19 protein-coding genes are annotated in these 18,273 nt (G+C 72.2%); 13 read left to right on the plus strand and 6 right to left on the minus strand.

Translation table 11 applies throughout. The features are described from left to right. The first annotated feature begins 323 nt into the window (after window positions 1–323). A complete protein-coding gene (holA, locus tag AB0D67_RS00725) occupies window positions 324–1,295 on the plus strand; it encodes a DNA polymerase III subunit delta (protein ID WP_362928334.1) in 972 nt (323 codons plus the stop codon). Between the two features lie 220 nt (window positions 1,296–1,515). Here holA and rpsT read toward each other — a convergent pair whose 3' ends face one another. Next, window positions 1,516–1,788, minus strand: coding sequence for a 30S ribosomal protein S20 (gene rpsT, locus AB0D67_RS00730; protein WP_362928336.1), 273 nt, complete (start codon window positions 1,786–1,788; stop codon window positions 1,516–1,518). A 148-nt stretch (window positions 1,789–1,936) separates the two neighbouring features. Further along, complete coding sequence (locus AB0D67_RS00735; RefSeq protein WP_362928338.1) at window positions 1,937–2,935, minus strand: hypothetical protein; 999 nt, start codon at window positions 2,933–2,935, stop codon at window positions 1,937–1,939. 30 nt (window positions 2,936–2,965) lie between these two features. Here AB0D67_RS00735 and lepA point away from each other — a divergent pair, with 30 nt between their 5' ends. Both lepA and hemW read left to right on the plus strand, forming a co-directional pair. Further along, window positions 2,966–4,846, plus strand: a complete 1,881-nt coding sequence (gene lepA / locus AB0D67_RS00740) for a translation elongation factor 4 (protein ID WP_362928340.1) — start codon at window positions 2,966–2,968, stop codon at window positions 4,844–4,846. 184 nt (window positions 4,847–5,030) lie between these two features. Beyond that, complete coding sequence (gene hemW / locus AB0D67_RS00745) at window positions 5,031–6,242, plus strand: radical SAM family heme chaperone HemW (RefSeq protein WP_362928343.1); 1,212 nt, start codon at window positions 5,031–5,033, stop codon at window positions 6,240–6,242. Between the two features lie 153 nt (window positions 6,243–6,395). Here hemW and AB0D67_RS00750 read toward each other — a convergent pair whose 3' ends face one another. After that, window positions 6,396–7,211, minus strand: a complete 816-nt coding sequence (locus AB0D67_RS00750; protein WP_362928345.1) for a DUF3097 domain-containing protein — start codon at window positions 7,209–7,211, stop codon at window positions 6,396–6,398. Between the two features lie 160 nt (window positions 7,212–7,371). Here AB0D67_RS00750 and hrcA point away from each other — a divergent pair, with 160 nt between their 5' ends. The 3 genes from hrcA (at window position 7,372) to AB0D67_RS00765 (ending at window position 10,437) form a co-directional block, all read left to right on the plus strand. Continuing rightward, on the plus strand, window positions 7,372–8,385 hold the full coding sequence (gene hrcA, locus AB0D67_RS00755; protein WP_362928739.1) for a heat-inducible transcriptional repressor HrcA: 1,014 nt from the start codon (window positions 7,372–7,374) through the stop codon (window positions 8,383–8,385). Window positions 8,386–8,397: 12 nt separating this feature from the next. After that, the gene (gene dnaJ / locus AB0D67_RS00760; protein ID WP_362928347.1) at window positions 8,398–9,540 is read left to right on the plus strand and encodes a molecular chaperone DnaJ; all 1,143 of its coding nucleotides are present in this window, start codon (window positions 8,398–8,400) and stop codon (window positions 9,538–9,540) included. A 165-nt stretch (window positions 9,541–9,705) separates the two neighbouring features. Continuing rightward, window positions 9,706–10,437 (plus strand): 16S rRNA (uracil(1498)-N(3))-methyltransferase, encoded by a 732-nt coding sequence (locus AB0D67_RS00765; protein WP_362928349.1) that lies wholly within the window; start codon window positions 9,706–9,708, stop codon window positions 10,435–10,437. A 129-nt stretch (window positions 10,438–10,566) separates the two neighbouring features. Here AB0D67_RS00765 and AB0D67_RS00770 read toward each other — a convergent pair whose 3' ends face one another. Together AB0D67_RS00770 and AB0D67_RS00775 are read right to left on the minus strand one after the other, a co-directional pair. Beyond that, window positions 10,567–11,208: a hypothetical protein gene (locus AB0D67_RS00770; RefSeq protein WP_362928351.1), complete on the minus strand. Its 642-nt coding sequence runs from the start codon at window positions 11,206–11,208 to the stop codon at window positions 10,567–10,569. Beyond that, window positions 11,205–11,810, minus strand: a complete 606-nt coding sequence (locus AB0D67_RS00775; RefSeq protein ID WP_362928353.1) for a SigE family RNA polymerase sigma factor — start codon at window positions 11,808–11,810, stop codon at window positions 11,205–11,207. Before AB0D67_RS00775 ends, AB0D67_RS00770 begins: the two co-directional genes overlap by 4 nt. 160 nt (window positions 11,811–11,970) lie before the next feature. On the opposite strand from AB0D67_RS00775, the gene AB0D67_RS00780 reads away from it, so the two are divergent. From AB0D67_RS00780 to era, 7 genes are all read left to right on the plus strand, one after another. Next, the gene (locus AB0D67_RS00780; RefSeq protein ID WP_362928741.1) at window positions 11,971–12,321 is read left to right on the plus strand and encodes a histidine triad nucleotide-binding protein; all 351 of its coding nucleotides are present in this window, start codon (window positions 11,971–11,973) and stop codon (window positions 12,319–12,321) included. A 92-nt stretch (window positions 12,322–12,413) separates the two neighbouring features. Then, complete coding sequence (locus tag AB0D67_RS00785; protein ID WP_362928355.1) at window positions 12,414–13,475, plus strand: PhoH family protein; 1,062 nt, start codon at window positions 12,414–12,416, stop codon at window positions 13,473–13,475. 19 nt (window positions 13,476–13,494) lie between these two features. Then, on the plus strand, window positions 13,495–13,977 hold the full coding sequence (gene ybeY / locus AB0D67_RS00790) for an rRNA maturation RNase YbeY (protein ID WP_362928357.1): 483 nt from the start codon (window positions 13,495–13,497) through the stop codon (window positions 13,975–13,977). Further along, on the plus strand, window positions 13,974–15,290 hold the full coding sequence (locus tag AB0D67_RS00795; RefSeq protein WP_362928359.1) for a hemolysin family protein: 1,317 nt from the start codon (window positions 13,974–13,976) through the stop codon (window positions 15,288–15,290). The genes ybeY and AB0D67_RS00795 overlap by 4 nt, the downstream gene beginning before the upstream one ends. Before the next feature lie 116 nt (window positions 15,291–15,406). After that, window positions 15,407–16,078 (plus strand): hypothetical protein, encoded by a 672-nt coding sequence (locus AB0D67_RS00800; protein WP_362928361.1) that lies wholly within the window; start codon window positions 15,407–15,409, stop codon window positions 16,076–16,078. A 25-nt stretch (window positions 16,079–16,103) separates the two neighbouring features. Then, entirely contained in the window at window positions 16,104–16,436 is a 333-nt protein-coding gene (locus tag AB0D67_RS00805) for a cytidine deaminase (protein ID WP_362928363.1), read from the plus strand. Between the two features lie 17 nt (window positions 16,437–16,453). Next, window positions 16,454–17,374, plus strand: coding sequence for a GTPase Era (era, locus tag AB0D67_RS00810; RefSeq protein ID WP_362928365.1), 921 nt, complete (start codon window positions 16,454–16,456; stop codon window positions 17,372–17,374). A gap of 109 nt (window positions 17,375–17,483) precedes the next feature. Here era and AB0D67_RS00815 read toward each other — a convergent pair. After that, the coding region (locus tag AB0D67_RS00815; RefSeq protein ID WP_362928367.1) for an urease accessory protein UreD at window positions 17,484–18,273 on the minus strand (790 nt) is incomplete at its 5' end.

Consider the following 18,273-nt stretch of genomic DNA (forward strand, 5'->3'; position numbering starts at 1 on the left):
GGCCGGAGCGGGAGGCGCCGGCGGGCGGCGGAACTCGGTGTCCACGTCGGCGGCGTAGACCGAACGGCCGCAGCGCGCGCAGCGGTACACCACGGGCCCCTCGTCGAGGGGCGATCCGCAACGAGGGCAGGTGTGACGGCAGACGGCGGAGCGCATCATGAGGTTCATGGAAACTCCTTGAGCGTGGAGACCCCGGGCTTCAGCCGTGGGGAGGATCTCATCTCCTTCGGCTGTTCCACAGCGTGCCCGAGGACGACTGCATCCGGATTGCGAACGGCTTGCTGATTGCGATTCGGTCACCCGCACGTGGCATGCTGCTGGGCATGGCGGCGAACGACCCGGCACGGGTGACACTGGTGGTCGGCGACGAGGAGTTGCTGGCCGATCGCGCGGTCGGCGAGGTGGTCGCGGCGTGCCGCGCCGCCGACCCGGGCGCGGAGGTCCACGACCTGGTCGGTTCGAAGGTCGAGCCGGGGGAGCTGACCCGGCTGTCCTCGCCGTCGCTGTTCGGCGGTGGAGCCGTGGTGGTGATCCGTTCCGCCCAGGACCTCGTCAAGGACGTCGCCGCCGAGGTCGTCTCCTACAGTGCCCGCCCGGCTGAGGACACCGTGCTGGTGCTCTCGCACGCCGGCGGGGCCAAGGGCAAGGCGCTGGCCGACGGCGTCAAGAAGGCCGGCGCTCACGTGGTGACCGTCGCCAAGCTGACCAAGCCGGCCGAGCGGCTGGCGTTCATCAGGACCGAGATGAAACGGGCCGGCCGGTCCATCGGCGCGGACGCGGCCGCGGCGCTGCTCGACGCGGTCGGCAACGACCTCAGGGAGCTGGCCGCGGCCTGCAACCAGCTCGCCTTCGACACCCCCGGCAAGACCATCGACGAGGCCGCCGTCGCCCGCTACCACCGGGGGCAGGCGGAGGTCAGCGGGTTCACCGTCGCGGACTCGGCCGTCGAGGGCAGGCTGGGGGACGCGCTGGAGCAGCTTCGCTGGGCGATCGCCACCGGCACGGCCCCGGTCCTGCTGGTCAGCGCGCTCGCGGGGGGCCTGCGATCGCTGGCCAAGGTGGGCGGCGCCCCGCGCAACCTGCGGGGCGGACAGCTCGCCGGCCATCTCGGCATGCCGCCGTGGAAGATCGACCGGACCAGGAAGCAGCTGAACGGCTGGGGCCCGGAGGGCCTCGCCCACGCGCTGCAGGCCGTCGCCGCGGCCGACGCGCAGGTCAAGGGCGGCGGGGCCGACCCGGCCTACGCGCTGGAGCACCTGATCCAGGTCGTTGTCGCCAGCCGTACCGGCCGTTAGCCGCCTCGACGGGCGGTACGGGTCCGAGGCGTACGCCCGGCCGACGGCGCGGCGGAAGGCGAGCCGTACCGGCGTGCGGTGAGCATCGGAGGCCGGCATGACCCGGCGAGCGCCGAGGGGCTCGGGAGGATGCGGCGAGGGCCGGAAACGCCGGAGCGCCGCGTCCCCGAGGGGACGCGGCGCTCCGGAAGACCCGGGTCGAGCTCCGGAAGAACCGGGACTACTTGGAGGCCGACAGGGCGGCGACGCGCTGGGCGATCGCCGACTTGCGGTTGGCGGCCTGGTTCTTGTGGATGACGCCCTTGCTGGCGGCCTTGTCCAGCTGACGGGAGGCGGCGCGCTGCAGCGCGATGGCCTCGTCGACATTGCCCTGCTCGGCGGCCTCGCGGAACTTGCGGACCGCCGTCTTCAGGGACGACTTGACAGCCTTGTTACGCAGCCGGGCCTTCTCGTTCTGCCGGTTGCGCTTGATCTGGGACTTGATGTTCGCCACGAAGAAGCCTCGGTGAAAGTTGTCGGAGTGGGGCGCGCGGGCAGAGAGGGCGCGCCACACGCAGTTGAACAGACTACCAACCGGCTGGACGATCGCTCAAATCGACAGCCGGGTCGGAAGGATGCCTGACAAGCTTACCCTTCTCCCCTCACGGTCGGAACCAGAACCGCCGGTACTCCTCCCAGTCCTGCTCCGTGGCGGCGAAGTCCACGTACAGCGCCAGCCCGAACCGCTCGCGGTGCCCGCCGTGGGCGGTCAGCGCCAGCCGCGCGCCCCTCGCGGCCGTCGCGACGCTCTCGGCCCCGTCGGACCACGAAACGCCGTGGTCGTGGTAGGCGGGCGCGCCGATGAGCAGGGTCTTGTCCGCGGGCACGAGGTCCAGGGCGAAGACGGCCTGCCGTACGACGTGGCCGCCGTAGAGCAGCTCGGAGGGGAGGAAGGAGTCGTAGGTCATGATCGCGACCTGGTCGACGCGGGCCGCGACCTGCCGGAAGTAGTCCGGCGACCAGTACTTGTCGTGGCCGATGACGCCCCGGACCACCGGCCGGGTCAGCGGGAACGGCTCGATCTGCGGGGTGGAGGTGGACAGCGGGCCGCCGCCGAGGACCGGGCGGGTGCGCTCCAGCAGGTCCAGGAAGTCGGCGTCGCCGTCGCCGACCGGCTCGAAGTTGTAGTGGACGCCGTCGAAGCCCAGCGTCATGACGGAGCGCGCGCTCTCCACCAACCGGTCCCGGACGGCCCGGTCGTCGAGGTCCAGGAAGCCGTCCACCTTCTGCCCGAGCCACGCCGACACCCGCACGTCCGGCAGCTCGGCGTGCCACCGCTTCACGAAGTCGCGCGCCCCGGGACTGCGGTCGGGCAGCGAGCCGTCGGCGTTGAACGGCCCGGAGTGGACGTACACGTCCCTGATCCCGGTCCGGCGCAGCCGGTCGGCCAGGCGTCTGAGGTCCGCCGCGCTCTTGCGGCCGTCCACCCAGGCGTGGCCCAGCCACAGGGCGTCGTGGCCGCTCGCCTTCGCCCAGGACGCCGGGGTCCCGGTAAACTGCAGGGTGAGGGTGGCCGCGGCCACCCCCGGGAGCACAAGGAGGACGGCCGCCACCACCGCGAGAAACCGCAGGCCGCGCCGTGCTCTGGTCCGGGCAATCACCCGGACATGTCACCATGGAAGACGGCTGGGATGCCAGCCGTAGATCTCTTCAATACTGCGAAACGGACACCGGTGCGCATTCAGCCTGGCCAGACCGATCCCGCGGTGATCCGCAACTTCTGCATCATCGCGCACATCGACCACGGCAAGTCCACCCTTGCCGACCGCATGCTGCAGATCACCGGCGTGGTCGACGACCGCTCCATGCGCGCCCAGTACCTCGACCGGATGGACATCGAGCGCGAGCGCGGCATCACCATCAAGTCGCAGGCGGTCCGGCTGCCGTGGAAGGTCGGCGACACCGAGCACGTCCTCAACATGATCGACACCCCGGGGCACGTCGACTTCACCTACGAGGTCTCCCGGTCGCTGCAGGCGTGCGAGGGCGCGATCCTGCTGGTCGACGCGGCGCAGGGCATCGAGGCGCAGACGCTGGCCAACCTCTACCTGGCGATGAACGCCGACCTGACGATCATCCCGGTGCTCAACAAGATCGACCTTCCCGCCGCCCAGCCGGAGAAGTACGCCGCCGAGCTGGCCCACCTCATCGGCTGTGAGCCGGAGGAGGTGCTGAAGGTCTCCGGCAAGACCGGCGTGGGCGTCCGGGAACTGCTGGACCACGTGGTCGCGAACGTTCCCGCCCCGGTCGGCGTCGCCGACGCCCCCGCCCGCGCGCTGATCTTCGACTCGGTCTACGACACCTACCGTGGCGTGGTCACCTACGTCCGCGTCATGGACGGCCACCTGGGCAAGCGCGAGCGCATCCAGATGATGTCCACCGGAGTCTCGCACGAGACGCTGGAGATCGGCGTCATCTCACCGGAGCCGAAGATCGCGGACAAGGGCCTGGGCGTCGGCGAGGTGGGCTACCTCATCACCGGCGTGAAGGACGTCCGCCAGTCGCGGGTCGGTGACACGGTGACGTCGTCCGTCCGCGCCGCCACGGAGGCGCTCGGCGGCTACGACCATCCCAAGCCGATGGTCTTCTCCGGCCTGTACCCGATCGACGGCGACGACTACCCCGAGCTGCGCGAGGCCCTGGACAAGCTCCAGCTCAACGACGCGGCCCTGGTCTACGAGCCGGAGACCTCCGCGGCCCTGGGCTTCGGCTTCCGCTGCGGCTTCCTCGGCCTGCTCCACATGGAGATCGTCCGCGAGCGCCTGGAGCGGGAGTTCAACCTCTCGCTCATCTCCACCGCGCCCAACGTGGTCTACCGGGTGATCATGGAGGACGGCAAGGAGGTCGACGTCACCAACCCCTCGGAGTTCCCCACCGGCAAGGTGGACAAGGTCTTCGAGCCGGTGACGAAGGCGACCGTGCTGGTCCCGTCGGAGTTCATCGGCGCCATCATGGAGCTCTGCCAGAACCGCCGGGGCGCCCTGCAGGGCATGGACTACCTGTCCGAGGACCGCGTCGAGATCCGCTACACCATGCCGCTCGGCGAGATCATCTTCGACTTCTTCGACCAGCTCAAGTCCCGCACCCGCGGCTACGCCTCGCTCGACTACGAGCCGCACGGCGAGCAGGAGGCCGAGCTGGTGAAGGTCGACATCCTCCTCCAGGGCGAGGCCGTCGACGCCTTCAGCGCCATCGTCCACAAGGACAAGGCGTACGGCTACGGCGTGGAGATGGCCAAGAAGCTGCGCGAGCTTATCCCGAGGCAGCAGTTCGAGGTGCCGATCCAGGCCGCGATCGGCGCCCGGGTCATCGCCCGCGAGAACATCCGCGCCATCCGCAAGGACGTCCTCGCCAAGTGCTACGGCGGCGACATCTCCCGTAAGCGCAAGCTGCTGGAGAAGCAGAAGGAAGGCAAGAAGCGGATGAAGATGGTCGGCCGGGTGGAGGTCCCCCAGGAGGCCTTCGTCGCCGCGCTGTCCACCGAGTCCTCCGTCGACAAGGCCAAGAAGTAGGGACGGCGCCGCCCGCCGGCGGGGGAGCGGACCCCGAGGTCGGGGAGCGGCGGACGGGATCCCGGCGACCGCCGCGCACATCGGGGCCCCTGGCGGGGTCCCGGTGCCCGGCGCGTACGGCGGGACACTCGGGCGGCGGGCGGCGCCGTACCGGGCACCCGCCCCGGGGCGGCAGACTTGACCCGTGCCATCCACACTTCCCGACGGCGACCCCGTACCGGCCTCGGGCCGGCTCCCCGGCAGCGCGCTGCGCGGGCTCGGTGAGCGGCCGTTCGGCTTCTACGTCCACGTGCCGTTCTGCGTGACCCGCTGCGGCTACTGCGACTTCAACACCTACACCGCCTCCGAGCTGGGTCCCGGCGCCTCGCACGCCGACTACGCCGCGACCGCCGTCGCGGAGGTGCGGCGGGCGCGGGCCGCCCTCGGCGACGCCGACCTGCCGGTCGAGACGGTGTTCTTCGGCGGTGGCACCCCCACCCTGCTGCCCGCGGCAGACCTGGTCCGCATCCTCGGCGCCATCGACGAGGAGTTCGGGCTCGCCCCCGGCGCCGAGGTGACCACCGAGGCCAACCCGGAGTCGGTGGACCGCGCCTACCTCGCCGGACTGCGCGACGGAGGGTTCAACCGGGTGAGCTTCGGCATGCAGAGCGCCCGCGAGCACGTGCTGCGGGTGCTGGAGCGCCGCCACACCCCGGGCCGGGCGGCGCACGCCGTACGGGAGGCGAGGGAGGCCGGGTTCGGCCACGTCAACCTCGACCTGATCTACGGCACGCCCGGTGAGAGCGACGACGACTGGCGGGCCTCGCTGGCCGCGGCGATCGAGGCGGGGCCCGACCACGTGTCGGCCTACTCGCTGATCGTGGAGGACGGCACCCGCCTGGCGGCCAGGATCAGGCGCGGTGAGCTGCCGATGCCCGACGACGACGTGGCGGCCGACCGCTACCTCATCGCCGACGCCATGCTCGCCGAGGCGGGTTTCGAGTGGTACGAGGTGTCCAACTGGGCGACCTCGGAGGCCGCGCGCTGCCGGCACAACCTGCTCTACTGGACCGGCGGCGACTGGTGGGGCGTCGGCCCCGGCGCGCACAGCCACGTGGGCGGCACCCGCTGGTGGAACGTCAAGCACCCGGCCGCCTACGCCCGCCGCCTGGCCGAGGGCGTCTCACCCGCCCACGCCCGCGAGGTGCTGTCGGACGAGGACCGGGCGGTCGAGCGGCTGATGCTGGAGCTGCGGCTCGCCCGGGGCTTCCCCCTGGCGGAGATCGGGCGGCCGCCGGTGGCCGCCCGGGCGCTGGCCGACGGGCTGCTGGAGGTCGAGCCGTTCAAGACAGGCCGGGCGGTGCTGACGCTGCGCGGCCGGCTGCTGGCCGACGCCCTGGTCCGCGACCTCACCTGACCGCACCTGACCTCACCGGGCCCGGTCTCGGCCGTCATCCCGCGGACCTCGCCGGCCGCACTGGGCACCGGTCCCGATCGTCCTTCCGCGGACCTCGCCGGCCGCGCCCGGCCCGGCGGGGACGGCGGCGGGCTCGGCCGGTCACGGCCGGTCTCAGACGTCCTCCGGCGGGGCGGTCACGAAGTCGATGAGCCGTTCGACCGGGCCGAGGAGCTCCGGCTCCAGGTCGGCGTAGGTGGTGACCGAGCCGAGGATGCGCCGCCAGGCGTCGGCCGGGGCGAGGTCCCAGCCCAGGGCGGCGACGACCCCCTCCTTCCACGGCACGCCGCGCGGCACCCGCGGCCAGGCGCCGATGCCCAGCACCGACGGCTTGACCGCCTGCCAGACGTCCACGAACGGGTGCCCGGCCACCAGCACGTACGGCGAGGCCACCCGGTCGGCGATCCGGCTCTCCTTGGACCCGGCGACCAGGTGGTCGACCAGCACGCCCAGGCGGCGCTCCGGGCCCGGCTCGAACTCCTCGACGATCTCCGGCAGGTGGTCGACCCCTTCGAGGTACTCCACCACCACGCCCTCGACGCGCAGGTCGTGACCCCAGACCTTCTCCACCAGCGCGGCGTCGTGCACGCCCTCGACGTAGATCCGGCTCTCCCTGGCCACCCGGGCCCGCAGGCCCTCCACGGCGATGGAGCCGGAGGCGCTGCGCCGCGGGGCGCGGGGCGCGGCGGCCGGCCGTACCAGGGTCACGACCCGGCCCTCCAGCAGGAACGCGGCCGGCTCCAGCGGGAACACGCGCCGCCGCCCGAAGCGGTCCTCCAGGGTGACGGACTCCTTGTCGCAGGCCACCACGGCGCCGCAGAATCCGCCGTCGGCGTCCTCCACGACCAGGTCGATCTCGGCGGGGACCTGCGGGATCCTCCCCCTGCCCGGACGCCGCCAGTTCCCCGCCAGCACGTCGCGCTCGTACACGCCGACCGCACCTCCTCACGCCTCACCGATCCAGAGGACGCTAGCAAAGGGCCGTCGCCTTATCGCACCCCGTCGGCAAGAGCCGTACACTTGGCACTCGGGAACACAGAGTGCCAGACTCCGCGTTCCCGGTTCGGCGCAGGGCAAGGAGGTGAGCACGTTGGTCGATGACCGCAGGCTTGCGGTGCTTCGGGCCATCGTCGAGGACTACGTGTCCACCAACGAGCCGGTGGGGTCGAAGGCACTCGCCGAGCGGCACAACCTCGGGGTCTCGCCCGCCACCATCCGCAACGACATGGCGGTGCTGGAGGAGCAGGGATACATCGCCCAGCCGCACACCAGCGCGGGGCGGGTGCCCACCGACAAGGGCTACCGGCTGTTCGTGGACCGGCTCTCCCAGGTCAAGCCGCTGTCGGGCGCGGAGCGGAGAGCGATCGAGAGCTTCCTCGCCGGCGCGGTGGACATCGACGACGTCGTGACCCGCACGGTGCGGCTGCTGGCGCAGCTCACCCGCCAGGTCGCCGTGGTGCAGTACCCCACGCTGACGCACTCCACGGTCAGGCACGTCGAGCTGGTCCCGCTGAACGAGCGGCGGCTGATGTTCGTCCTCATCACCAACACCGGCCGGGTCGAGCAGCGCGTCGTCGAGCTGCCCGAGGGGGTCGACGAGACCCGCGTCGCGCACCTGCGCGCGACGCTCAACGCCTCGCTCGACGGCTGCGGGCTGGCCAAGGTCCCGGACAAGGTCGCCGACCTGCCCTCGGGGCTTCCGATCGAGGACCGCCCGTTCGCCACCACGATCCTGTCGGTGCTGCTGGAGTCGCTGGTCGAACGGCATGATGAGAAGATCGTCTTCGCCGGGGCCGCCAACCTCGCGGGAGCCGACTTCAGCGTCGGTCTCCGCGACGTCCTGGAGGCCCTGGAGGAGCAGGTCGTGCTGATGCGCCTGCTCGGAGAAACCTCGGACCTGTCGGCGCTGACGGTGCGGATCGGCTCGGAGAACCCCTACACCGGTCTCCAGGGCACGTCCATCGTCGCCGCCGGGTACGGTTCGGGGGACAAGCAACTGGCCCGGCTCGGCGTGCTGGGCCCGACGCGAATGGACTACCCGGTCACGATGGGCGCGGTGCGCGCGGTGGCACGCTACGTCAGCCAGATCCTGGCTGCATCCTAAGAGGTCAACTAAGTGGCTAAGAGCGACTACTACGGCACCCTCGGGGTACGCCGTGACGCCAGTGCGGAGGAGATCAAGAAGGCCTACCGCAGGCTGGCGCGCGAGTTGCACCCCGATGTGAACCCCGATCCTGAGACACAGGAGAGGTTCAAGGAGATCACGCAGGCCTACGAGGTCCTGTCCGATCCCAGCAAGCGGCAGATGTACGACATGGGTGCCGATCCGTTCGCTCCCGGCGGGGGCGCGGGCGCCGGGGGCTTCGGCGCGGGCTTCCCGTTCAGCGACATCATGGACGCCTTCTTCGGCGCGGCGGCCGGCGGCGGCGGGCGCGGGCCGCGCTCGCGCGCCCGCCGGGGCCGCAACGCCACCATCCGGGTGGAGCTGGACCTGCGCGAGGCGGCCTTCGGCACCACCCGCGAGCTGGTCGTCGACACCGCCGTGCTCTGCGAGGTCTGCTCGGGTGCGGGCGCCGCGCCCGGCACCCACCCCGACACCTGCGACATGTGCCACGGCCGCGGTGAGGTCTCCCAGGTCACCCGGTCCTTCCTCGGCCAGGTCATGACGTCCCGGCCCTGCCCCCAGTGCGGCGGGTTCGGTTCGATCATCCGCAACCCCTGCCAGGAGTGCTCCGGTGACGGCCGGGTCCGCACCCGGCGGACCATCAAGGTCCGCATCCCCGCGGGCGTCGAGGACGGCACCCACATCCAGCTCGCCGGCGAGGGCGAGGTCGGCCCCGGCGGCGGCCCGCCCGGCGACCTGTTCCTGGAGATCGTCGAGCGGCCGCACGAGGTCTTCGAGCGTCGGGGCGACGACCTGCACTGCACCGTGCAGATCCCGATGACGGCCGCCGCGCTCGGCACCGTCCTGGTCATGGAGACCCTCGACGGCGCCGAGGAGCTGGACATCCGGCCCGGCAGCCAGTCCGGCCAGACGATCCCGCTCTACGGCCGCGGCGTCCAGCGGCTCAACGAGACCGGTCGCGGCGACCTGCTGGTCCACATCAACGTCGAGACCCCCGTCAAGCTCGACCCCGCACAGGAGGAGCTGCTGCGCGAGCTCGCCAGGCTGCGCGGCGAGGAGCGCCCGCCCGGCAAGTTCGCGCCGGGCCAGCAGGGCTTCTTCTCCCGCCTGCGGGACGCCTTCAATGGCCGCTGACCCGGCGGTCCCCGACGCCCTCCGGGGGGTCGCGGACGGGGCCTCCCGGGTCCGCCGCGGCGTCCTGCCGGGGGTCGCGGGCGGCGCCCGCCCGGCCCGCCACGGCGTCCTCCGGGGGGTCGCGGGCGGTGCCCGCCGGACCCGCCGCGGCGTCTCCGCCGCCGCATGACGGCGCCGGTCTTCCTGGCCGACACGGCCGATCTGGGCCGGGAGGGGTTCACGCTCGCCGGCCCGGAGGGCAGGCACGCGGCGGCCGTACGGCGGCTGCGTGCCGGGGAACGGCTCGACGTGACCGACGGCGCGGGCGTCGTGGCGGAGTGCGTGGTGGACGACGCCGGCAAGGACTCCCTGCGGGTGCGGGTGCTGCGCCGCTACGAGGTGCCCGCGCCGCGTCCCCGCCTGGTCGTCGTCCAGGGCCTGCCCAAGGGCGACCGGGGCGAGCTGGCCGTGGAGATGATGACCGAGGCCGGGGTGGACGTGATCGTGCCCTGGGCCGCGGCCCGCTCCGTCACCCAGTGGAAGGGGGAGCGGGCGGCGAAGTCGCTGGCCCGCTGGCGTTCCACGGCCCGTGAGGCGGCCAAGCAGTCACGCCGCTTCCACCTGCCCGAGGTGACCGGCCTCGCGAGGACCGCCGAGGTCGCGGACCTGCTGTCGGCGGCGGCGCTGGGCGTCGTGCTGCACGAGGAGGCCGCCTCCCCGCTGTCCGGGCTTCCGCTGCCCGCCGACGGGGACATCGTGGTGGTGGTCGGCCCCGAGGGCGGGGTCTCCGAGGAGGAGATCACCGCCTTCCGCGCCGCCGGAGCCGCCCCGGCGCTGCTCGGGCCGACGGTGCTGCGCACCTCGACGGCCGGGGTCGCGGCCGCGGCGGTGCTCCAGGCGCGTACCGGCCGCTGGTAGGCGCACGGCGGTACGGCCGTGCCCCGCCCGCGGTGGCCCTCCCCGCCCGGCCGCATGGCCGGGCCGTCCAGGCATGCGGCGGACCGGTCGCGCGCCCTCCCGTCCGGCCGCGCGGCGGACCGGCGCCGGTCAGTGGCTCACCGGGGTGGGCATGCCCTCGCTCGGAGTCGGGGGCTGCTGCTCGTCCGGCTGGGAGCAGCCGGCGGGCGGGCACGGGCTCTCCGTCTCACCGGTGGGCTCGGGCGCCGCGGTCGGCGTGGGCGGGCACTCCTCGGTGACGTCGCCCGGCGCCGTGGGGCAGCCGTCCGACGGAGTGGGCTTCGGCGTGGGGGTCGCCCTGGGCGTGGGGGTCGCCTTCGTGTTCGGCGCCGCGCTCCTGGAGCGCTCGGTCGTCGGCTCAGGCGGGGGCGGGGGGCTGGACGTCCTGGGGACGGCCGGGACCCGGTTGTCGTTGTTCGACGGCGGGCGCGAGGTGGCCGACATGTCGGGCGCGGTGGACTGGGTGAAGTTCACCTCACCGCTGTAGACCTCCTGGATCACCTGTTCGCGCAGCTGGGGGACCATCATCACGACGGTCGCCGCGACAAGGACCGCTCCAGTGACGGAGGCGCCGACGCGCCACCACACCAGCCCGCGGAGTCCGCGCAGCCCGCGCCGCTCGATCCGGGCCCGGATGATCTCCAGCCCGTCGGGGGAGGGAACGACCGAGTTCGCCTCCGCGTTGAGGGCACGGCGCAGCAGCTCGCCGTACTCATCGGGGGACTCGGTCATGACAGTTGCTCCAGTGTGGTTCGTAGGGCGGCCATGCCACGAGCCGTGTGGCTCTTGACCGCGCCTTTGCTGATTCCCATCGCGTGGGCGATCTGTGCTTCGGACAGATCACCGTAGTAGCGCAGGACCAGTGCTTCGCGCTGCCGGGCGGGCAGGGCGCGTAGCGCCTCGATGACGGCGGAGCGCTCGAACTCGCCGATCGCGCCGTTCTCGGCGCTCGGCGCGTCCGGCATGCCCTTGGGGGCGTACTTCTCCACGACCGCCCGGTGCCGCAGCACGGAGCGAGATCGGTTGACGACCGATTGGCGCAGGTAGGCGAGTGCCTTGTCGGTGTCGCGCAGGCGGCGCCAGGCGCCGTGGATGGCGACGAACGCGTCCTGTACGACCTCCTCCGCGGTTGCCACATCGCGGACGAGCAGGACAGCGAGACGCACGAGCGACCGGTAGTGCGCGCTGTAGAGCGCGGTAACGGCCGCATCGGCGTCCCAGCCGACGGGCACCGCCCCGAGCGACCTGTCGGCCACGAGGGTCTCGGTGGTCACATCAGTGGGACGCTCGGCCTTCCCAGAGGGTTTACGCTCTTCCGGTTCATTAGGGGGCATGACCCAGTCGTGTCCTCGGCCCGGCGGCCATGTCGTGCGAATCGCAATGGTCTGTAGTTGTTGAAGTTTTGCACACCCACCATATCCGTATGGATCTTTCTTCGCTGGGCATGGACCATCACCGATTGGCAACGCCCGGACCGGATAGGGTGCCCGCATGGTGAGTGAAGCCGACTGCCTGTTCTGCAGGATCGTGGCCAAGGAGATCCCCGCGCGGATCGTGCACGAGACCGGCCGCACGCTGGCCTTCCGTGACGTCGACCCGAAGGCGCCGACCCACGTGCTCGTGGTGCCGAAGGAGCACTACCCCACCGCCGCGGCCCTGGCCGCCGCCGACGACGGGCTCACCGACGAGGTGATCAGGGCCGCCCACGAGGTCGCCGAGCAGGAGGGGATCGCCGAGTCCGGCTACCGGCTGGTCTTCAACACCGGCCCCGGCGCCGGTCAGACCGTCTTCCACGTGCACGGACACGTGCTCGGCGGGCGCGGCCTGAACTGGCCTCCCGGCTGATAACCGGGAGGCGTCACGGGTCCCGTCGCGGATACCATGGCGTAGAAGTCACACTCCGATATCTGGAGGCGAACAGGCCGAAAGGCCCGCCTATGTCCGAGACAAACGATTCCAACAGAACGTCGCCGCGGTCGAAGACCCCCGGGCGCACCCAGGCGAAGGTGGTGATTCCGGACGACCACTCGATGGTCAGCCTGCTGGGCTCGGGCGACGAGCTGTTGCGGGTCATCGAGGGCGCCTTCCGGGCCGACATCCACGTCCGGGGCAACGAGATCACCATCACCGGCAGCCCTGAGGAGAGCGGCACCGTCGTGCGCCTCTTCGAGGAGCTGACCGAGCTCGTCCGCAGCGGCGCCGAGCTCACGGCGGACGCGGTGGAGCGCAGCATCGCGATGCTGCGGATGACCTCCGAGCGCCCCGCGGAGGTGCTCTCCCTCGACATCATCTCCTCCCGGGGCCGGACCATCCGCCCGAAGACGGTGAACCAGAAGCGGTACGTCGACGCGATCGACAAGCACACCATCGTCTTCGGCATCGGCCCGGCGGGTACCGGCAAGACCTACCTCGCGATGGCCAAGGCCGTTCGGGCCCTGCAGGAGAAGAAGGTCAACCGGATCATCCTCACCCGCCCGGCGGTCGAGGCGGGGGAGCGGCTGGGCTTCCTGCCCGGCACGCTGTACGAGAAGATCGACCCCTACCTGCGCCCGCTGTACGACGCGCTGCACGACATGCTCGACCCCGAGTCGATCCCCCGGCTGATGGCGGCCGGCACGATCGAGGTCGCCCCGCTGGCCTACATGCGCGGCCGTACGCTCAACGACGCCTACATCATCCTGGACGAGGCGCAGAACACCTCGCCCGAGCAGATGAAGATGTTCCTGACCCGCCTGGGCTTCAACTCCAAGATCGTCGTCACCGGCGACGTCACGCAGGTCGACCTGCCCGGTGGCACCCAGAGCGGACTGCGGGTGGTGCAGGACATCCTCGACGGCATCCCCGACATCCATTTCAGCAGGCTGACCAGCGCCGACGTGGTCCGGCACAGGCTGGTGAGCGATATCGTCGACGCCTACGGCCGCTATGACGAGTCGCAGCGGCAGAGCGAGCCGCAGTCGATCAAGGGCGTGGCCAAGCGCCCCCGAGGAAGATCGTGAAAACAGTGGAGAACGACCGGTGAGCATCGAGGTCAACAACGAGTCCGGCGTCGAGGTCGACGAGGGCCTCATCGTCTCGCTGGCCGGCCATGTGCTGGAGCGGATGGACATCAACCCGCTCGCCGAGCTGTCGATCCTCGTCGTCGACGAAGAGGCCATGGCCGTGCTGCACGAGCAGTGGATGGGGGAGCCCGGCCCGACGGACGTGCTGTCCTTCCCGATGGACGAGCTGCGGCCCGGCGGCGGCAGCGGCGCCCGGCAGGAGGGCGACGCCCCCGCCGACCCCGCCCTCCTCGGTGACGTGGTCCTGTGCCCGCAGGTCGCCGCCAGGCAGGGGGCCGAGGCGGGGCACGGCGCCGAGGCCGAGCTCGAGCTGCTGTGCACCCACGGCATCCTCCACCTGCTCGGCTATGATCACGCCGAGCCGGAGGAGCACAAGGAGATGTTCGGCCTCCAGGCCGAGCTGCTCGAATCGTGGCGGGAGGTGCGCGCCCAGCGGTGAACGGTGCCAATGGGTGGTTGTTCTCGGCCGTCGTCCTGGTCGTGGTCGCCGGTCTGATCGCCAGCGCGGAGACGGCGCTGACACGGATCTCACGGGTCCGGGCCGAGGAGTTCGTCCGCGAGGGGCGCCGGGGCGCCCCCCGGCTGCAGGAGATCGTCGCCGATCCGCCCCGATATCTCAACCTGCTGCTCCTGATCCGGCTGAGCTGCGAGATGATCGCCACGGTGATCGTCACGCTGCTGTGCATCGACTGGTTCGGCGACCAGGGCTGGGCCTACACCGCCGCCGCGGCGATCATGATCGTCGTCAGCTACGTCATCGTCGGCGTCTCCCCGCGCACGCTGGGCCGCCAGCACGCCGAGCCGATCGCGCTGGCCGGCGCCCCCCTGGTGTACGGCCTCACCCGGATCTTCGGCCCGCTGCCCAAGCTGCTCATCCTGCTGGGCAACGCCCTGACGCCCGGCAAGGGCTTCCGTGAGGGGCCGTTCACCTCCGAGGCCGAGCTGCGCGACCTGGTCGACCTGGCCGAGGAGCGCAGGGTCATCGAGCCGGACGAGCGGGAGATGATCCACTCGGTCTTCGAGCTCGGCGACACCATCGTCCGCGAGGTCATGGTGCCCCGTACCGACATGGTGTTCATCGAGCGCGGCAAGACCCTCCACCAGGGCCTGTCGCTCGCGCTGCGCAGCGGCTTCTCCCGCATCCCGGTGGTCGGCGAGAACGAGGACGACGTCATCGGCATCGCCTACCTCAAGGACATCGTGCGCCGGGTCCAGGAGACGGGCGAGGCGGGCCGCGCCGAGCAGGTCGAGACGATCATGCGTCCGGCCGCCTACGTCCCCGAGAGCAAGCCGATCGACCAGCTCCTGCGGGAGATGCAGGCCCGCCGGATCCACCAGGCCATCGTGATCGACGAGTACGGCGGGACGGCCGGCCTGGTGACGATCGAGGACATCCTGGAGGAGATCGTCGGAGAGATCACCGACGAGTACGACCAGGAGGTCCCGCGCGTCGAGTCCCTGCGGGACGGTGCGGTCCGGGTGACCGCCCGGCTCCCCGTGGGAGACCTGGAGGACCTCTTCGACGCCGAGCTGGAGGTCGACGACGTGGAGACCGTCGGCGGCCTGCTGGCCCACGCGCTGGGCCGCGTGCCGATCGCCGGTTCCGAGGCCGTCGTGAAGGGGCTCAGACTGACGGCCGAGAGCCTCGCCGGACGGCGCAACCGGATCGGCACGGTCCTCGTCCGGCGGGTCCCCCCGGAGGAGGCCGACCCGGCCGAGACCGCATCGGAGCACGACCAGAGCAAGGCCTGAGAGCAGGCCGGGTCGGCGGCGTCCTGGGTGTTTGCCGATGATTGCCGCTTTTGCCGAGTGGGAAGGAAGCAGGTCGGCGGGGGCGGGGGCCCGCGCCCGACATCGGGGGAACGGACATGTGGCGGGGGACTCGGACCCCGGGGGTCCGGGCCGCCGCCGCGGTCGCCGTATGTGGGCTGCTGGCGATGGTCCCGGTCGCGTGCGGCACCGGGCCGGCGCGCTACACCCGGGCGGACGCGAGGGCGGAGCAGGTGCGGTTGCGCAGCCTGCTGCCCGTCCAGGAGGACATGCCGGACGGGTTCTCGGCCCGGCCGCGGGACGGCTGGCGGCCCCCGTTCCGCCCGGAGAACCCCGAGTGCCGGACCGTCCTGAACATGGCCGGGGGCGGCTCTCCGCGCCGCGCCGCCGGGCCCCGGGTCACCGTGACCTACCAGGGCGACGACGTGGGCGAGCTGGCCGGGGTCGCCCTGGTGTCCTACGCCGGCGCGGGCGCCGCCCTCCGCTTCGCCGAGATCTCCGACGCCCTGGACGACTGCCCGGTGGCGACCGGTCCCCTGGCCGGCCGCGGCACCTCGCTGCGGGTCTCCCCCCTGGAGGTGGACGTGCCCGGCGACGTGCGGGCCGGGCGGCTGCGCGGCAGGCTGAACGGCTACCCCTACGAGCTGCACGTGGTCTTCGCCCGCGTCGGCAACACCGTCGTCTCGCTGGTGCACAGCGGGATGGCCGGGATCGACGAGGAGAGCACCCGGCGGCTCGCCCGGCTCATGGTCGGCCGCCTGTCCGCCTGATCCGGCGGCTGAATACCCTTGTGCCGTGAGCGAAGCGAACCTCGACCCCGAGGACAACAAGATCATCGTGCTGGCCCGTTCCGCCCGTGCCCGCAACGGCACCGCCGAGGGCGCCGCGGTGCGCGACGAGACGGGCCGGACCTACGTGGCGACCGACGTGGCGCTGCCCTCGCTGACGCTGTCGGCGCTGCAGGTCGCCGTGGCCATGGCCGTCTCCAGCGGCGCGGAGTCCCTGGAGGCCGCGGCGCTGGTCACCGCGGGCGAGGGCCCCTCCCCGGCGGACGAGCGGGCCGTGCGCGACATGGGCGGCGAGCGGCTGCTGGTGGCCGGGCCGGACGGGACACCGCGTCAGAACTGAGCCGACGATCGGGGACAATGGGTGACGTGAGTTCTTCAGCAGCTGATTTCCGCGCCGGTTTCGCCTGTTTCGTCGGACGGCCCAACGTCGGCAAATCAACGCTGATGAACGCGTTGGTCGGCACCAAGGTGGCCATCACCTCCTCCAAGCCCCAGACGACCCGCCGCGTCATCCGGGGCATCGTGCACCGCCCGGACGCCCAGCTCATCATCGTCGACACCCCCGGTCTGCACCGTCCCCGCACCCTCCTGGGCGAACGGCTCGACAGCCTGGTGCTGTCCACGCTCACCGAGGTGGACGTGATCGGCTTCTGCGTGCCTGCCAACGAGCCCATCGGCAAGGGCGACCGGTTCATCGCCGAGAAGCTCACCGCAGTGAAGAAGACCCCGGTCGTCGCCGTCGTCACCAAGTGCGACCTGGCGACCCGCGAGCAGATCGCCGCGCAGCTGCTGGCCGTGTCGCAGCTCGCCGAGTTCGAGGAGATCGTCCCGGTCTCGGCGGAGAGCGGGGAGCGGCTCGACGTGCTGCGCGACGTGCTGGCCGGCAGGCTCCCGGCCAGCCCGCCGCTGTACGAGGGCGGGCAGCTCACCGACGAGCCCGAGCAGGTGCTGGTGGGCGAGCTGATCCGGGAGGCGGCCCTGGAGGGCGTCCGCGACGAGCTGCCGCACTCCATCGCGGTCGTCGTCGACGAGATGTTGCCCCGCGAGGGCCGCGACGACCTGCTCGACATCTACGCCCACATGTTCGTCGAACGGCCCTCGCAGAAGGCCATCGTGATCGGGCACAAGGGAAGCCGCCTCAAGGAGGTCGGCAGCCGGGCCCGCGGCCAGATCGAGGCGCTGCTCGGCACCCGGGTCTACCTCGACCTGCGCATCAGCGTCGCCAAGGACTGGCAGCGCGACCCCAAGCAGCTTCGCCGGCTCGGCTTCTACGACTGACGGCGCGGGGCGGGGCGGCCGCCCGCGGGGCCCCGCCGTCCCACGCGGGTACGGCGGAGCCGCGTGCCCGTCCTCCCGTGTCGCGGCTCGGCGAGCCGCGCGCCTGCCGTCACGTCCCGGTGCCGGGCAGGCGCGACAGGCCCTCGTCCAGACGCCGTCGCAGCTCGACGGCGTCGGCGGCCAGCGCGGAGACCAGCGTGCCCGGCCCGGCCAGCGGGAGCATCGCCCAGCCGTCCCCGACCGACGAGGCGGGCGCCCGCCCGGTGACCAGGACGCTGCCGACGCAGCGGGCGTCACCGTAGACCGCGGGGGAGCCGTCGGTCACCGGGTCGCCCACGACGAGTTCCTGACGCAGCAGCGGACCCGCGGGGGTCACCGCGTCGAAGCGGGCGTGACAGCGGCCGGGCCGCTCGCCGTACCGGCCGAAGACGATCTCCTCGCGCCAGGACACCCGGGCGCCCTCCTCCAGCGTCAGCCGTACCGCCGAGCGGTGCAGGCAGCCGGCGGCCAGCACGGTCGGCTCGGGTGCGAACCGCAGCGACGCCCCGGCGCCGACCCTGGCGGTGACGGTCAGCGCCGACTCCCCCGTACCTGGCAGGACGAGCGTGCTCGCGACCGACAGGACCTCCAGCTCGCTGCCCGGACCCACCTCGATGTCGAGGGCCAGGTCGTCGCCGCCGAGCGGACCCGCCGCGGTCGAGACCAGGTGCACCCGGCCCGGCCCGGTACGGCGCAGCGTGAGCGGCGGATCGGACCGCATGGCGACCAGGACGGTCCGGCCGTCCGGACCGCGCTCGGTGACCAGCGCGGCCCTGGCCCGCATCGAGCGTCGTGGCGCGGAAGGAGCGGGGGAGGGACGGCCCCCGTCCGTGCGGCGAGGATCGGCGGGAAGGGCGGAG

The organism is Streptosporangium sp. NPDC048047 (genome assembly GCF_040653115.1).
Classification (GTDB): domain Bacteria; phylum Actinomycetota; class Actinomycetes; order Streptosporangiales; family Streptosporangiaceae; genus Streptosporangium.

Bases quoted from the DNA above. Each gene is read 5' to 3' on its own strand.
- holA (WP_362928334.1), top strand. From the start codon at position 324: ATGGCGGCGAACGACCCGGCACGGGTGACACTGGTGGTCGGCGACGAG.
- lepA (WP_362928340.1), top strand. From the start codon at position 2,966: ATGCCAGCCGTAGATCTCTTCAATACTGCGAAACGGACACCGGTGCGC.
- AB0D67_RS00765 (WP_362928349.1), top strand. From the start codon at position 9,706: ATGACGGCGCCGGTCTTCCTGGCCGACACGGCCGATCTGGGCCGGGAG.
- AB0D67_RS00770 (WP_362928351.1), bottom strand. From the start codon at position 11,208: ATGACCGAGTCCCCCGATGAGTACGGCGAGCTGCTGCGCCGTGCCCTC.
- AB0D67_RS00775 (WP_362928353.1), bottom strand. From the start codon at position 11,810: ATGCCCCCTAATGAACCGGAAGAGCGTAAACCCTCTGGGAAGGCCGAG.
- AB0D67_RS00785 (WP_362928355.1), top strand. From the start codon at position 12,414: ATGTCCGAGACAAACGATTCCAACAGAACGTCGCCGCGGTCGAAGACC.
- AB0D67_RS00800 (WP_362928361.1), top strand. From the start codon at position 15,407: ATGTGGCGGGGGACTCGGACCCCGGGGGTCCGGGCCGCCGCCGCGGTC.
- era (WP_362928365.1), top strand. From the start codon at position 16,454: ATGGGTGACGTGAGTTCTTCAGCAGCTGATTTCCGCGCCGGTTTCGCC.